The following is a 14,232-nucleotide window of genomic DNA, read 5'->3' as shown; positions in this document are numbered from 1 at the left end:
ATGAAAGAAATACAGAATCAGAATTTATTAAATGTGATTAAGGATCTTTCGGTAGACGACAAAATCTTTGTCAGTCTAGATAAAAAAAAGGTTGCTTCCTTGGAATATCTTTCTTACAAATTACATTCCTGTGATTTGCTATTTAATTCTTTCCTAAACAATAATTCAGAAATATCTAATCAATTTAATCTGACGAGGTTTTTGGACCATTATTCGGAACTGTTTATGAGTAGAGAAAAATTATTTCAAAACATTGTAAATGATGCATTAGGTTTTAAAGTGGTTGATTTTTTAGAGAATTCTAAGAGTCAACTTCATTATTCAGTTGATTATAAATTATCTAATTTAATAATAAGAAAAAAGTATAGGGGGAATGATTATTAGTTACAGAACTGAAATATACCTCGAATCTGTATCTTCTGATTTACCGAAATATTTTATGTATTAAATGTGTAATAACTTTGAATAGTTGGGTAGTAAAAAATAAGGGAGGGAAAAATATGCCATTTTTTACCCCGAAACTGTTTTTAAAGAAACCTACCGAAATGGAATCGCTGGACACAAGTGATTATAATGACAATCTCGACATTATAGACCATGCGATTCAAGACCACTTGCAGGACAACACTGCACATGGGCTTGGCTCCACGGCCGCTGTGTTAAATAGCCATCTGGTGGATCGTACACCCCATATCGAATCACTCAATCTCTATCGGCTAAATAAAGATGCCTTCGGAAAGTTCACCGAACTTCAATGGAAACGTGCGGATGGTACGTTGGCAAAGAGGTTGGTTTTGGGCGGAGGGATTCCTCCAAATTATTTGAACAAGACTGTCACGTATTATGAAGAGGATGGGACAACTGTAAGGATGACGAAAGTCTATCTTTTGTCGTATGATCAGGAAAATGAAGTGATCAGTGAGGTGATGCAATAAAAAACCCGGAAACCTGTAACTTCACGCTTTAGAATGGAGGAGAGGTTATGATATCCGACCATAAAAATACGAGTAAGGAAGGACTTGAAGAAAGATTGAAGGATCATGAAGAGACGCTCCAGAAGTATGATGAGCGGCTGGCTATTTTGGAATCTTCCTCGGTGCTGGAATCCAAGCGGCTGGATAGTTTGTGCGAGCAGTTGATGGAGTTTAGCTTTGATATCAAAGAGATGCTTAGCAGTCACGACGAAAGGATGAAAGAGCAGGAGATGGAGTGCATCAAAAAAGAAAAAGATATCGAAAGCCTGGCAGCTTCGGTTAAAGGAATCTTGTCAATTCTCAGATGGACTGCTACGACAGTATTCCTCATGCTTGCAGGATTTTTTATCTGGTACATTCAAATACGGCCCGCTTAGACCAAGAGCCCGCTTAAGCAGAGGAAGTTTAAGCGGGTATTTTTTTATTCGCTAAAATTTTGATAAATAAAAGTTGGATATACAAGTTATTTTTTTAACAAAAAGGAATTGCCATAATTGCGTCGAATATCCAATAAAATATAAATAATTGTTTGAATAAGGGGGGAATAGAATGGAATTGCTCAAGGGACAAGACGCAATTAACGCACTCTGCGGCATATTGCCTTATGTTGTTAAGGCTCTTCCTCCTGACATGGCCTTATACGTGACGGATGGGAAAAAATATCTTCAGGTAGCCGAGGGAGAAGAGCTTAATATTGGTATTGAAGTCGGCAGTGAGATTATGGGAACAGCTACCGAAAAATGTATGAAAGAGAACAGGAAGACCGTGTTTAATGTCCGGACCGGGACGCTGTTTCGCGGAGTAAATATACCGATACCTGATGAAAACGGAAGTCCTGTCGGGACGGTGGTATGTGCGACCGGAAGGAAGAAACAGCAGGATGTTAATGAGGTAGCTGTACAGCTGTCCAATTATCTGGATCAGATTGCCTCGGCGGTCGAGGAGGTCGCCATGGGTGCCGGGAGACTGGCCGAAGTCGGTCAAGCCCTCTCCGTAAAGGCGCAGGAATCTAACCAGAAAATCGATGAAACTGAAGTCATTATCAATACCATCACAAACATCTCGAATCAGACGAATATGCTTGGCTTAAATGCTGCGATTGAATCGGCCCGGGCTGGGGAACACGGCCGCGGATTCGGTGTAGTTGCTCAGGAAATCCGGAAGTTAGCCGAAAACAGTAAAAAAGCAGCAGAAGAAGTCCGGCAGATTATTGAGTCGATTTCTTCGGCGGTTACCGACATGACCAATGCAGCTGAAGAATCGGGACAGATCGCTCAGCAGCAGGCTGCGGCCACTCAGGAGAATGCAGCCACGATCGATCACTTGCGGAAGTTGGCGGAGACGGTTAAAGATACGGCTGCCAAACTGTAAATAACCATGATTGAAAAAACACCCGGTATTACAGATGTCGAGGCGGGCACATTGTGTCGCTCTTCGGACTCTGTTATGCCGGGTTTTCTTTTTTTGGATGAAGAAAAGGCAGACAAAAATAGGTTTGTCTGCGCAATTCTTACGGAATCTTATACTTAAGGTTTATTTTATTAATGATGGTTTTTACTTGAGTTTAATAATCAGTTGACCGGATTTAACCTGCTGGCCTTCGCTGATTAGGATGCTTTCGATTTCTCCGTCCGTTGGGGCCATAATATTCGTCTCCATTTTCATGGCCTCAATGATCAGCATGCTTTGTTTATTGATAATTTTTTCGTTTTCTTTGACAAACACTTTGGAGATGATTCCGGTGATCGATGAGGCGATTTCCTTTGGATTATTCGGGTCTGCCATCAGTGTGACGGAGACCTTTTCTTTTTCTTCAAAGTTCCGGTCAAAGATCCGTACTTCTCTTCTATTACCGTTGATCTCAAAAAGCAGCGTCTTATAGCCTTCTTCATCCACATCACGGACTTCAACCAGCTTCAAGATCATGGTCTTGCCTTCGTCAAGTTCGATTTCGCTGGTCTCGCCTTCTTTCAATCCGTAGAAAAAGACGTGGCTTTCCAGGTTATAGAGATGCCCGAATTCATCCAGGGATTTGAGGTAATCGCTGTATACTTTTGGATAAAGTGCATAGCTCAGGGCGTTCCGGATATTGGGCTCTATATGGTATTCTTCCTGGAGTTCCTTATTAATTTTTTCAAAATCAATCGATTCGAGGATTTCACCGGGCCGGCAGGTAATTGGATCCTGACCTTTCAGAACAATTTTTTGCAGTTCTTCTGGGAAACCGCCCTCCGGCTGGCCTATCATCCCTTTGAAATAGTCGACGACCGAATCGGGAAACGCTAGGTTTTTTCCTTTTCCAAGCAGATTTTCTCTGGTCAGTCCGTTCTGGATCATAAAGATGGCCATATCTCCGACCACTTTGGAGGTAGGGGTAACCTTGACGATGTCACCGAGGATCTGATTGACCTCTATATACATCGCTTTGACTTCATCAAATTTGTGGCCAAGACCAAAACTTTCCACCTGCGGCTTCAGATTGGAATACTGGCCTCCAGGAATCTCATATTTGTATATTTCAGCAGTTCCAGATTTCAGTCCGGATTCAAACTGCTCATAGAACGTTCTGGCTTCACTCCAGTAATTACAGAGCTTTTGGATATCGTCGAGGTCCATTCCCGGATCCATCTTGGTATTGCGGAGTGCTGCAATAATTGAATCCATGGAAGGCTGGCTTGTAGTCCCTGCCATCGGACTGAGCGCCGCATCAACGATATCCACCCCTGCTTCAGCCGCCATCAGAATCGTGGCGACAGCGTTTCCGCTGGTATCATGTGTATGCAGGTGGATCGGAATGGATATTTCCTGCTTCAGGGCCTTGATCAGTTTAGTTGCGGCATAGGGTTTCAGCAGGCCGGACATATCTTTGATGCCAAGTATATGGGCGCCCATCTTCTCAATTTCCTTCGCCATCTTCAGGTAATAGTTCAGCGAGTATTTTTCTTTGCTTTCATCGAGGATATCCCCGGTATAGCATAAACATACTTCTGCTATTTTTCCGGTCTTCATCACTTCGGCAAAAGCCACTTCCATACCTTTCAGCCAGTTCAGGCTGTCAAAGATCCTGAAGATATCGATACCTTGCGTTGCGGCTTCCTGGATAAAGGCTCGGATCAGGTTGTCGGGATAGTTCGTATATCCTACGGCATTGGCGCCGCGGATCAGCATCTGGAACGGGATATTTGGGATGAGCTGTCTGAGTTTTTGCAGCCTGCGCCAGGGAGATTCCCGTAAAAAGCGGTAGGCAACATCAAACGTGGCTCCGCCCCACATTTCCATGGAAAACAGATCACTGGCCAGGACGGAAGTTGCTTCGGCAATCGACACAAGATCTTTGGTCCGAACCCGCGTTGCCAGCAGGGACTGATGCGCGTCCCGGAAAGTCGTGTCGGTCAGCAGTAGTTTGTTCTGGTCTTTGACCCAGGATACGAAGCCATCAGCGCCGCGCTGCTGCAGGATGTCTCTGATTCCTGTACGTTCGGAAGGCAGTTCTATCTTTGGCACTGGGGCGATGTTATAGTCTTTCTTGGTGCTCTTGACTTCGTTGACAATCTTTTCGCCGATATATTTCAGAAGCTTTGTTTCGTAATCCTTTTTGGGTTTGATGTCAAAAAGCTCCGGCGTATCATCGATAAAATGGGTATCACATTCTCCGCTTAAGAATTTCTCGTGGTTCATGACATTAATAAGGAAGGCTTCGTTGGTCTTGACCCCTTTGACATTCATTTCTTTAACAGAACGGATTGCTTTTTGCGTAGTTCCTTCAAACGTTCTGGCCCAGGAGATAATTTTAACGAGCAGGCTGTCATAGTAAGGTGAGATGTTCGCGCCGGTGTAGCCATTACCGCCGTCGAGCCGGATGCCGAAACCGGAACTCGTCCGGTATACGTCAATTTTCCCTGTATCCGGCATAAAGTTTGAGAGCGGATCTTCCGTGGTAATCCTGCACTGGATCGAGTATCCGCGCGGAACAACCGATTCCTGGGATGAAATTCCGATTTCTTTCGAATTTAGCGGGTAGCCCTGAGCGACCAGAATTTGGCTTTGAACAATATCAATCCCTGTCGTCATCTCAGTGATTGTGTGCTCGACTTGAATCCGGGGATTCATTTCAATAAAATAGTGGTTGCCGTGCTTGTCAACCAGAAACTCTGCAGTGCCTGCATTAACATAATTGACAGCTCTGGAAAGTTTAAGCGCATCCTGGTACAGGCGATCTCTGACTTCCTGGGGAATCGAGAAAGCCGGCGTAAATTCGAGAATTTTTTGATGGCGGCGCTGCACGGAGCAGTCCCGCTCATACAGATGAACGATATTGCCGTACTTGTCGGCCAGAATTTGGACTTCAATGTGTTTAGGTCTTTCTAGGTATTTCTCAATGAAAATATCTTCAATACCAAAAGCCTTCTTAGCCTCTGTTCTGGCATTATTAAATTCACGCTCCAGGTCCTTTTCACTGTAGACGACGCGCATTCCTCTTCCACCGCCGCCTGCTGCCGCTTTCAGAATCACGGGATATCCATATTTCTCGGCAAAGATCACAGCTTCGTCCACGGAAGTCATCGGTTTGTCCACGCCGGGAATGACAGGAACGCCTACGCTTTGAGCCAGCAGTTTGGATTTGATTTTATCCCCGAGGTTTTCGAGTGTATGAACAGACGGTCCGATATAAACAATACCGGCTTCCTCACACTTTTCCGCGAATTCCGGGTTTTCTGATAAAAAGCCATAGCCGGGATGAATGGCGTCAACGCCCTTTTTTAAGGCGAGGTTAATAATTTCACCAATGCTTAAGTATACTTCGATCGGTTTCTTTTTCTCACCAATCAGGTAGGATTCATCTGCTTTTGCTCTGAACAAGGCATATTTGTCTTCTTCCGAATAAATAGCCACGGTTCTGATCCCAAGCTCTTTGCAGGCCCGAAAAACCCTGATCGCAATTTCTCCCCTGTTTGCGACCAGCACTTTATTAAAATTCTGTATTTTCATTTGGTATCTCCTTTGGTCTTGAAATCAATCATCTTATTCCTACTATTATAAGGCATTGAGGGTGCCGTAAAAAGTCCTTCAGAAAAAAAATACCGGAATACAGAATTAATTGTACAAATAATCCAAGTTTTCACCAATATTATTTTGTTAAAATAACAGAAATTCTTTGCAACGCAAACGGATACGCCAATTGTCAGATCTTAAACATGAGGGTTTTGTTTATTTCTTTTGCTTTTCGCTTTGCTGTGCTTCTTGCAAAGACTTTTGAAGTGCAGCAATATTGGCCAGCGTGATCTTCCCTTTAATTTGCACAAGTTGCGTATTTTGTTCCTGGACCACTTTTTCAAGCTCCAGAATGGACAGGTCCAGCTTGCTGGAATCATCCCGCTGTTTTCCTTCCAGCGCGTTATTCATCATAGCCCAGGATGATTTAAGTTCTTTGATGGCGACTGATGCTTTTCCCCAGTCTTTAGACTCAGCGAATAAAATGGAGCTTCGGCTGTAATAGATGATATTCTTAATTTCGGGAGAAATATTGGTTTTATAAAGCGCGTAAACATCTGGAATCTTTGCGTATAGGGCGTTTAAGGCCAGCATGATTTTCATTTTATCTTTGGTCGTCACGGATTCTGTAAGATTATTCAGAGAATTGCTAAAATCCTCAGTAAGTTTTTTGGGAGCGCCTTTTTTATTAATTTCGGGCATAACCTCATTCCATAGATAATGGAGTTTGTTAATTTCGAGTGCTGCCTGCTGGAACGGATCAGCAGCCTGATTCGTATTTGTTTGCCCGGAGGAACTCTTACTCGACTGCTCTTTCTGCTGGCTGCCTCCTTCGGTTTGATTCTGGCTGTTCGTTTGGCTCTGACTGCTGCCTGCTTGATTCTGCTCACCGGTTTGAGTCTGTTCACTCTGGCCGTTTGCTTCTTCTGAAACAAGGGACGGCCCTTTTAATACACCGAAGATCTTTTCGATTGATGCCTCGACGTCTTCAAGCTGTTTAGGAATAGCTTCGGAATTTTCGGATTTTTCGGGCTGCTTGCCTGTAATTTTATTCATCATGCTGCATCCCGGAAAAAACAATAAAGAAATGATAAAAAAGCAGATTAATCTTGTAGACCAATTCCTACTTTTTATTGTAAAATATCCCATATAAATACTTCCTTTGTTACTTTTTTCTGTTATTATTTGCAGTTTCTTGCTTCTTATTCTTAAGAAAATTATTGAATTAATGCCAAAGTTCTGAAATAATGGAAAGGAATATATAATAACTGTTTACACAAGTGAGCATATTTTTGAACGCTATCGGCATTTGTGGAAAGAGGTAGAAAAATGGGATTAAGTAAGTCAATTATTCAGTCGACGATGATTAAGATAACTTTGCTTATGTTCAGTATCATGGTCATTTTATATTTTTTTATCGCAAATATTTATTGGGATGAAGAAGTATTAAAGAAAGAGTTTGAACTGATGAGTGCAGCGTCAGTTTTAGAAAATCAGATCCAAGCGCATTATACGGATATCAAGCTTTACAAACATGATCGCAATCTTTCTGACAAAGAAAAGATAACAGAAATGAATGCGTTGCTCGGCCAGGAGGTTGCCGATCTTTCCGCCGAGTACTCCAATATTCGCATGGGCTATTTTGACAAGGAAATGGATCAGAATATTATTTTTGCACCTAGTGCAGAATCCGTTGTTAAGGATCAGCTTAATGTCGAGTTCTTCCGGCTTTTTCAATCTGGGAATGCGGAATTTATCAATGAAGCGGGCGTTATTGACTGGAACGGCCAAGGCATTATTGCGGTTGCAGTACCGCTGTATTACCAGAATACCGTGATTGGTTACACCTGGGCCGAAATAGGGACCGATAATATCTTTTATCTGTCATCGTTCAAATATGCTAAAGTGCTGGTCCCAAGCATTATTCTCTGGATCATTGTGCTGGCCATTATTAAAAAGAATATTGTCAGAATCAAGGCTTCATTAGAGTCATTTGCCCATACAATTAAAAGCAACAGTCTGGAAAGCGTGGAGGACCTGGAAAGGCTGCCGGAACTCCAACCGGTATTTGAAGAGATCAGAAATCACCTGGAAAACTTGTATCAATTGAATGTTGAATTGGAAAGCTCCAATGACAAGCTCCTGACCATCATGGAAGGCATTGGTGACGGATTCTTTGCGTTGGACAAGGAGTGGTGCTTTACCTATGTCAATAAAGAGATGAAGAAAAACATGGGATACGATCGTGAAGACCTGATTGGAAGAAATATTTGGGACGTTTACAGTGTGTTAGCTGATTCTGCAACACGTGTCAACCTGAGACAGGCTTTAGAAGAGAATATATCCCTGCATTGGGAGGAATATATCTCTCCGGAAAATAAATACTTCCAGTACCATGCCTATCCGTTTAAACAGGGTCTCACAGTTTTTGTCAGGAATATCACGGAGCTGAAACAAAGGGACAGGGAAATGCAGCGCCTGGAGCGGCTCAACCTGATCGGACAAATGGTGGCAGGGATCAGCCATGAAGTTAGAAATCCGCTGAGTACGGTCCGGGGCTTTCTGCAACTGCTGGAGGGCCAGTCTGATTCGGAACTTAAGATAGAATACATGGATCTGATGATCACGGAGATTGACAGAGCCAATGAGATTCTTACGGATTTCCTGTCGGTGGCCAAGGTAAGTGCGGATTGTGTGAAAGAGGAGAATATCAACAACATTATCAACAGGTTGTATCCGATGCTGCAGGCTGATGCGCATAGTTCAGACAAAGAGCTGCTCTTGGAATTAATGGATATTCCAAGCATTGATCTCAATGAGTCAGAGATTAAACAGCTTATCCTTAACTTAGTCCGAAACGCTCTGGAAGAGACCGCTACGAAGGGAAAGGTCTACATCAAAACGTACCAGGTTCAGGAAGGGGTTGTTCTGGCAATCCAAGACCATGGCAAAGGGATTCCCCAGAGTGTTCAAGATACTCTAGGTACACCGTTCGTTACGACGAAAGAGAATGGGACAGGCTTAGGCCTTGCGATTTCTTTGGGTATTGTGCGCAGACATCAAGCCAGGCTTGAATTTCTGACAGGAGAGGAGGGGACTACGTTTTTTATAACTTTCCCGCTTAATAATTATAGCAGTAATGAAAATGAGCAGATCTAACGATTGAACTGCCGGACTACAAAAAATTATAGGACTTATGAAATATTTTTGAGATTAATAAAGGTAAAATACCAAAGCTGTAGAATTTAGATGCATATAATGCCAAAGGAGGAAATCAATGAAAATTCCAATAATAGCACTTATTTTGCAAGGAATACCGGAGCAGATTGCTGTTGTCACTCTAGCCTATGTTATTGCGGGCATGCCTTTTGCTTGGAAAAAAATTGTTTCCATGGGGATAATTTTGGCTTTGACCTCTTATTTACTTCGGGTTTTTCCAATCCTGTTTGGTTTACACACTGTGATTATGTTGGTCTTTTTATTTGTTCTTTTATTTTTCTGGGGTAAGAGTAATTTTTATGCTGCTTTGGTAGCAAGCCTTCTTGGCTTTTTAGCCTTAATTATTGGTGAGACAGTTTGTTTATCTTTATTAATGCCAGTATTTCACGTTTCAACTGAGATGTTAAACACAGATGTTGGATTAAGGATACTGATTACTTTACCTCAAGTATTTGTTTTATTCATAGTGAGTTTAATTATTTTAAAAATAAAGAAACATGTTAAAAGATAGGCATACCAGGAGGGAAGAAAATGGATCTCTCTCAAATCAGTGAGCGTATTTCCCGTAATCTGACAGCTGAATTAGATTTTGATGATGATAAAAAAGAAATTGTTGCTTATGGCATTGAGTCGCTTATTCTAACAGTGCTGGGTTTTCTGGCAATAATGGGAATGGCCTTTCTTTTTAAAGCCTTGGTGCCCACGGTCATCGCTGCTGTTTTCGGGGGATTTCTACGGAGAGTATCCGGTGGGGCTCATTTCGACACGCCGCTAAAGTGTCTGGCTTTTGGGGCGGTCGTTTATTCTATTCTTGGTGTTACTGCCAAGGAAATTGTTAACTACGGTTTTCAGAGTTCCGGTATTCTTCTGGCCTTTTTACTGTTTTCTTTAGCCTTAGTTGCTATTCTTGCCCCGGTGGACTGTGAGGCCAAACCTATTCACTCTCAAAATTTCAGAAGAAAACTTAAGATTATTTCCATAGGTTTCGTTATCCTGACGATTGGTGTAGTGTTAGTCAGTAATAACTTCCTGGTGAATACCAGTGCAGTATTGGGGATCGTTTTCCAGACGATGACCCTTCTGCCTGTATTTAATAAAAAAAGGGGGATAACAACATGAAAAAAATTCTCTACACACTGATGGCGTCCATGCTTGTACTTCTCGCTACTGCAAGTTCTGTCTTTGCCTGTGGTTATTGGGCTTATCAGCCAAAGACACCAAAGTCACTGCAAAAATAAAAAAAATGAGGCGGGTTTCCCGCCTCATTTTTTATCCTTACAATTTTGACGCTTGTAACAGAATAAATCTTCAGTGGGAGTGTAAGAAATGTCTTTAAGAATTCGGGAACCGGTCAATTCAATGTCCCATATGCTCGGAGCTGTACTTTCGCTCTCCGGGCTGGTTCTGCTTCTGCTGCGGTCGCTGGAACACGACAGTATGGCCTATTTAGGTTCTGCCCTAGTCTTTGGGGGGAGTCTTATTCTGCTTTATTCTGCTTCGATGATCTATCACTGGGTAGTCTCCAGCGCACAGGTCATCCGTACGCTGCGGAAAATCGATCATTGTATGATCTATGTTCTAATCGCAGGTACATATACGCCGATTTGTCTGATCACATTGCAGGGTGCACTTGGAATGGGCTTGCTGATCGGGATCTGGACGCTGGCCGCTTTAGGGATCGTCTTAAAGCTTGTTTGGTTCAATGCTCCTCGCTGGTTATATACCGCTTTTTATTTGCTTCTGGGCTGGATTGCCATATTCTTTATTTACCCAATTTCTCTGGCTATGCCTGACCAGGGCTTATTCCTTCTAATCCTAGGAGGGCTGTTATATTCTGTAGGATCGGTCTTTTATGCTGTGAAACCTCAGTGGATCAGGCTGGGAAAGTTTGGGTTCCATGAAATATTTCATCTTTTTATATTAGCAGGGAGTATTGTGCATTATTTTTTTATTTACCGGTATGTTATGGGTTAACACAATCATAGAGGGAGTAAAGACGCATGAGATTTCTTAGATTCAAGGATGCGGAAAACCAGGTCAGGTACGGCGTATTGACAGGTCAGATGATCCGCTATGTCAAAGGGGATATTTTTGGAGTTTATGAGGTAACGGACCAGATATGTTCGCTGGAAGATGTGCAGCTTCTGGCACCTGTTGAACCGTCCAAGGTATTATGTATTGGATTGAATTACCGGGATCACGCGATTGAATTTGGCAAGCCCATTCCTGCGGAACCTTTGCTGTTTCTTAAGCCTTCTACGAGTGTAATCGGGCCTGAAGAGAATATTGTCTATCCGCCTCAAACTCAAAACCTGCATTATGAAGCGGAGCTGGCGATCGTGATTGGCAAAAAAGCAAAAAATGTGGCGCAAAGCAAAGCCGTTGAATATATCTTTGGTTATACGATCGGGAACGACGTGACTGCCAGGGATCTTCAGCATAAAGACGGCCAATGGTCCAGGGCAAAAGGTTTTGATACATTTTGTCCGCTGGGACCGTGGATTGAGACTGATATCGCCAATCCTGATAACTTAGCCATCAAGCTTACTCTGAACGGAGAAATATGCCAAAGTTCCAACACAAAGAATCTGGTTTTCCGATGCTTTGAGCTTGTGGAATATCTGTCGGCAATCATGACTTTGCTGCCCGGTGACGTTATTTTGACCGGAACACCTGGCGGAATTGGAGCAATGAATCCTGGAGATAGGGTAGAAGCTCATATAGAGAAGATCGGTGTGTTAAGAAATTATGTAATATAAAGAACTATACTAGGTTAATAATTATAATTATTATAAATAACTATTGCATTATTATATTAGATCGTTTAAAATCTTTTTAGGTCCTCAAAATATAAGATCAATTCATATGGAATACTTCCTGATGTTTTACATGCATTTTAGAGTTGACTAAGTACAAGGGCCAGTCTAATCAGAGAGGAGTTATAAGATGAAAGATTTAAAAGGTTCAAAGACAGAAAAGAACTTAATGGAGGCTTTTGCCGGAGAATCACAGGCGAGAAACAAATATACCTATTTCGCATCTGCCGCTAAAAAAGAGGGTTACGAGCAGATTGCCGCCATCTTCTTAGAAACAGCAGAAAATGAAAAAGAACATGCGAAGATTTGGTTTAAGAAGCTCCAGGGGATTGGCTGTACGACAGAAAATCTTGTTGCAGCTGCCGCAGGGGAAAGAGAAGAATGGACCAGTATGTACGCCAGAATGGCGCAAGAGGCCAGAGAAGAAGGATTTGAAGACATTGCCGCATTATTCGAAGGCGTTGGGAAAATAGAAAAGGAACATGAGGAAAGGTACAAGCAGCTGCTGTCGAATCTTCAGAACAAGGAGATATTTGCCAAAAAGCAAAATACGACCTGGAAATGCCGTAATTGCGGACATATTCATGTCGGGACTGAAGCACCTGAGACCTGCCCGGTCTGCGATCATCCGCAAGCGTACTTTGAAGTGATTGCACAGAACTATTAAGCATTATACAGTAACTAAGTTTGGCTAAAGAAAGATGTCATTTCATATGATGTCTTTCTTTTTTTGGACAATTTGGCTTTCAGCAAGTTAACCGATGATACCAGTCTGGGGCCACAGTCTCGCTGTGAGCGGAGTACGATGCGAAGCGAGGCTTTTTGTATTGTGCCATCCGTGGTAAGCGGCTATTGTGGCCCTCAGACTTACCCAAACATAATGGTATTGTAATCATACAGCTTTAAATGTTTCTTCTTCCTTTTCCTTAATCTTATGATAGAGGGTAGGATACAGCTTTTGAATGCACTCGGGGCAAATGGTGTGGGTGAATTCAGAACCGGTTTGCTGGAATAGGTATTCCTCAATCGTGATCCAGCTTTCTTCCTCGGTATTAATTTTTTTGCAGCTTGAACACATCGGGATAAGCTGATTCATAGAATCGTAGGCTTCCTTCATACGGGTATAGGTCAAACTGTTGTTGATGGCCATACCGATGTAGGTTCCTACCATTTCGAGGTAAAGAATCATATCAAGATAAAACGGCGCTGACTTACACAACAACTGAATCAGACCGATACAGTTATCCCTGGCCATGATACGAATCAAAGCCACAGATTTAAAGCCAGCCGCAATACAATGTTTATCCTTGGTTTTAAGGACCGAAGGCAGATCATTGGCCCAGAAGCTTCCCTGAGAAGTGAAAAAAGGAATGTTCCTGTCTGCTTTTCCCTGGATGACATCCATGCAGATACACTTTGTAGACCAGAATTCATCCTGAGAAAGCTTCAGGATTTTGAGTTCAGGGTTTACAGAACACAGGGGTGGTTCTTCAGAAATCTGCATCTCAGGCAGGCCTTCACAGGCATAAAAGGGATAATCTTTGCCATCATATATGCGAATACCGATAGCGTCACAATTAGTGATCTGCTTTAAATGCTTCATAACCGCAATGATTGAGTCTTTCAAATTGATATAATTATTCAGTTCGGAGAGTATTTTTTTTGTCATAATTTCTCTGTCAAGAATCTTTAATAATTCGCTTACCTGGGTTTTCGACATAAATGATACCTCCTTTTCGACTCCATATTGGTATCTTTATCTTATTACAAAAGGTGTAAATAATTTAGCATAATTTGTAAAATTGTAAAAAACAATAAAAGAAAGGAGATAGGCAGTCGAAACTTATATCATACCTGTTCTGACAAAACTTTTGAAATTGATATCTGAAGCCTTTTGCTTAAGTCAAAAGTAGCGTTTCTTACTCGGTGCAGATCTCGATAAATTTGGCGTTGACACCGGGAATCGAGTTCAAATCGCCGGCGAAGGATTCCGACTCTTCGGGAGTGCCGGAAAGCTGAAGAATGATTAGCCCTGAGTCCGAACATACATTACCGGCCTCATGAAGACCCAGTCTCACAGTGATGATACAACCATATTTTGTCAAGACACCCTGTACTTCGGCAGCATTTTTTGCCCTGTGGTTAACAGCTATAGCCATAAGCTTAAAACAAGACATTTGTTCAGCCTCCTTTGTCATAGAAAAATAGAGTTCTCCATTATATTTGAAGAT

General features: G+C 42.3%; 15 protein-coding genes. 11 read left to right on the top strand and 4 right to left on the bottom strand.

The features are described from left to right. From AB3489_RS10735 to AB3489_RS10720, 4 genes are all read left to right on the top strand, one after another. Positions 1-384 carry a hypothetical protein gene (locus tag AB3489_RS10735; protein ID WP_368292863.1) on the top strand — a complete coding sequence of 128 codons (384 nt, stop codon included), beginning with the start codon at positions 1-3 and terminating at the stop codon, positions 382-384. 116 nt (positions 385-500) lie between these two features. Next, on the top strand, positions 501-935 hold the full coding sequence (locus AB3489_RS10730; RefSeq protein WP_368292862.1) for a hypothetical protein: 435 nt from the start codon (positions 501-503) through the stop codon (positions 933-935). 47 nt (positions 936-982) lie between these two features. Further along, positions 983-1,351 (top strand): hypothetical protein, encoded by a 369-nt coding sequence (locus tag AB3489_RS10725; protein ID WP_368292861.1) that lies wholly within the window; start codon positions 983-985, stop codon positions 1,349-1,351. Between the two features lie 172 nt (positions 1,352-1,523). Beyond that, the gene (locus tag AB3489_RS10720; RefSeq protein WP_368292860.1) at positions 1,524-2,345 is read left to right on the top strand and encodes a methyl-accepting chemotaxis protein; all 822 of its coding nucleotides are present in this window, start codon (positions 1,524-1,526) and stop codon (positions 2,343-2,345) included. Positions 2,346-2,528: 183 nt separating this feature from the next. Here the strand turns inward: AB3489_RS10720 and AB3489_RS10715 are convergent, their stop codons facing one another. Then, positions 2,529-5,963 (bottom strand): pyruvate carboxylase, encoded by a 3,435-nt coding sequence (locus AB3489_RS10715; RefSeq protein WP_368292859.1) that lies wholly within the window; start codon positions 5,961-5,963, stop codon positions 2,529-2,531. Positions 5,964-6,182: 219 nt separating this feature from the next. Next, positions 6,183-7,022: a hypothetical protein gene (locus AB3489_RS10710; protein WP_368292858.1), complete on the bottom strand. Its 840-nt coding sequence runs from the start codon at positions 7,020-7,022 to the stop codon at positions 6,183-6,185. Between the two features lie 273 nt (positions 7,023-7,295). Between AB3489_RS10710 and AB3489_RS10705 the strand changes: the two genes are divergently transcribed. The 7 genes from AB3489_RS10705 (at position 7,296) to rbr (ending at position 12,668) form a co-directional block, all read left to right on the top strand. Next, positions 7,296-9,125, top strand: coding sequence for a nitrogen regulation protein NR(II) (locus AB3489_RS10705; protein WP_368292857.1), 1,830 nt, complete (start codon positions 7,296-7,298; stop codon positions 9,123-9,125). Positions 9,126-9,243: 118 nt separating this feature from the next. Then, a complete protein-coding gene (locus tag AB3489_RS10700; RefSeq protein ID WP_368292856.1) occupies positions 9,244-9,696 on the top strand; it encodes a hypothetical protein in 453 nt (150 codons plus the stop codon). Positions 9,697-9,716: 20 nt separating this feature from the next. Continuing rightward, positions 9,717-10,304, top strand: a complete 588-nt coding sequence (locus tag AB3489_RS10695) for an accessory gene regulator ArgB-like protein (RefSeq protein ID WP_368292855.1) — start codon at positions 9,717-9,719, stop codon at positions 10,302-10,304. Further along, the gene (locus AB3489_RS10690; protein ID WP_019225107.1) at positions 10,301-10,423 is read left to right on the top strand and encodes a cyclic lactone autoinducer peptide; all 123 of its coding nucleotides are present in this window, start codon (positions 10,301-10,303) and stop codon (positions 10,421-10,423) included. The genes AB3489_RS10695 and AB3489_RS10690 overlap by 4 nt, the downstream gene beginning before the upstream one ends. A gap of 88 nt (positions 10,424-10,511) precedes the next feature. Then, positions 10,512-11,159 (top strand): hemolysin III family protein, encoded by a 648-nt coding sequence (locus tag AB3489_RS10685; protein ID WP_368292854.1) that lies wholly within the window; start codon positions 10,512-10,514, stop codon positions 11,157-11,159. Positions 11,160-11,185: 26 nt separating this feature from the next. After that, positions 11,186-11,944: a fumarylacetoacetate hydrolase family protein gene (locus AB3489_RS10680; protein WP_368292853.1), complete on the top strand. Its 759-nt coding sequence runs from the start codon at positions 11,186-11,188 to the stop codon at positions 11,942-11,944. Between the two features lie 187 nt (positions 11,945-12,131). Continuing rightward, on the top strand, positions 12,132-12,668 hold the full coding sequence (rbr, locus tag AB3489_RS10675; protein WP_368292852.1) for a rubrerythrin: 537 nt from the start codon (positions 12,132-12,134) through the stop codon (positions 12,666-12,668). Positions 12,669-12,893: 225 nt separating this feature from the next. Here rbr and AB3489_RS10670 read toward each other — a convergent pair whose 3' ends face one another. Both AB3489_RS10670 and AB3489_RS10665 read right to left on the bottom strand, forming a co-directional pair. Next, entirely contained in the window at positions 12,894-13,721 is an 828-nt protein-coding gene (locus AB3489_RS10670; RefSeq protein ID WP_368292851.1) for a histidine kinase, read from the bottom strand. Positions 13,722-13,920: 199 nt separating this feature from the next. Next, positions 13,921-14,178, bottom strand: a complete 258-nt coding sequence (locus tag AB3489_RS10665; protein WP_368292850.1) for a hypothetical protein — start codon at positions 14,176-14,178, stop codon at positions 13,921-13,923. Between the last annotated feature and the right edge of the window lie 54 nt (positions 14,179-14,232).

The sequence above is a fragment of the Dehalobacter sp. TBBPA1 genome (assembly GCF_040931655.1).
Taxonomy (GTDB): domain Bacteria; phylum Bacillota; class Desulfitobacteriia; order Desulfitobacteriales; family Syntrophobotulaceae; genus Dehalobacter; species Dehalobacter restrictus.
Note: the sequence above shows the minus strand (reverse complement) of the source record. Positions and strands in the feature narration are given on the sequence as shown.

Excerpts from the sequence above, each read along its gene's own strand:
- AB3489_RS10720 (WP_368292860.1), top strand. The coding sequence starts at position 1,524 with ATGGAATTGCTCAAGGGACAAGACGCAATTAACGCACTCTGCGGCATA.
- AB3489_RS10695 (WP_368292855.1), top strand. The coding sequence starts at position 9,717 with ATGGATCTCTCTCAAATCAGTGAGCGTATTTCCCGTAATCTGACAGCT.
- AB3489_RS10670 (WP_368292851.1), bottom strand. The coding sequence starts at position 13,721 with ATGTCGAAAACCCAGGTAAGCGAATTATTAAAGATTCTTGACAGAGAA.
- AB3489_RS10680 (WP_368292853.1), top strand. The coding sequence starts at position 11,186 with ATGAGATTTCTTAGATTCAAGGATGCGGAAAACCAGGTCAGGTACGGC.
- AB3489_RS10730 (WP_368292862.1), top strand. The coding sequence starts at position 501 with ATGCCATTTTTTACCCCGAAACTGTTTTTAAAGAAACCTACCGAAATG.
- AB3489_RS10690 (WP_019225107.1), top strand. The coding sequence starts at position 10,301 with ATGAAAAAAATTCTCTACACACTGATGGCGTCCATGCTTGTACTTCTC.
- AB3489_RS10725 (WP_368292861.1), top strand. The coding sequence starts at position 983 with ATGATATCCGACCATAAAAATACGAGTAAGGAAGGACTTGAAGAAAGA.
- AB3489_RS10710 (WP_368292858.1), bottom strand. The coding sequence starts at position 7,022 with ATGAATAAAATTACAGGCAAGCAGCCCGAAAAATCCGAAAATTCCGAA.
- rbr (WP_368292852.1), top strand. The coding sequence starts at position 12,132 with ATGAAAGATTTAAAAGGTTCAAAGACAGAAAAGAACTTAATGGAGGCT.
- AB3489_RS10705 (WP_368292857.1), top strand. The coding sequence starts at position 7,296 with ATGGGATTAAGTAAGTCAATTATTCAGTCGACGATGATTAAGATAACT.
- AB3489_RS10715 (WP_368292859.1), bottom strand. The coding sequence starts at position 5,963 with ATGAAAATACAGAATTTTAATAAAGTGCTGGTCGCAAACAGGGGAGAA.
- AB3489_RS10700 (WP_368292856.1), top strand. The coding sequence starts at position 9,244 with ATGAAAATTCCAATAATAGCACTTATTTTGCAAGGAATACCGGAGCAG.
- AB3489_RS10685 (WP_368292854.1), top strand. The coding sequence starts at position 10,512 with ATGTCTTTAAGAATTCGGGAACCGGTCAATTCAATGTCCCATATGCTC.
- AB3489_RS10735 (WP_368292863.1), top strand. The coding sequence starts at position 1 with ATGAAAGAAATACAGAATCAGAATTTATTAAATGTGATTAAGGATCTT.
- AB3489_RS10665 (WP_368292850.1), bottom strand. The coding sequence starts at position 14,178 with ATGTCTTGTTTTAAGCTTATGGCTATAGCTGTTAACCACAGGGCAAAA.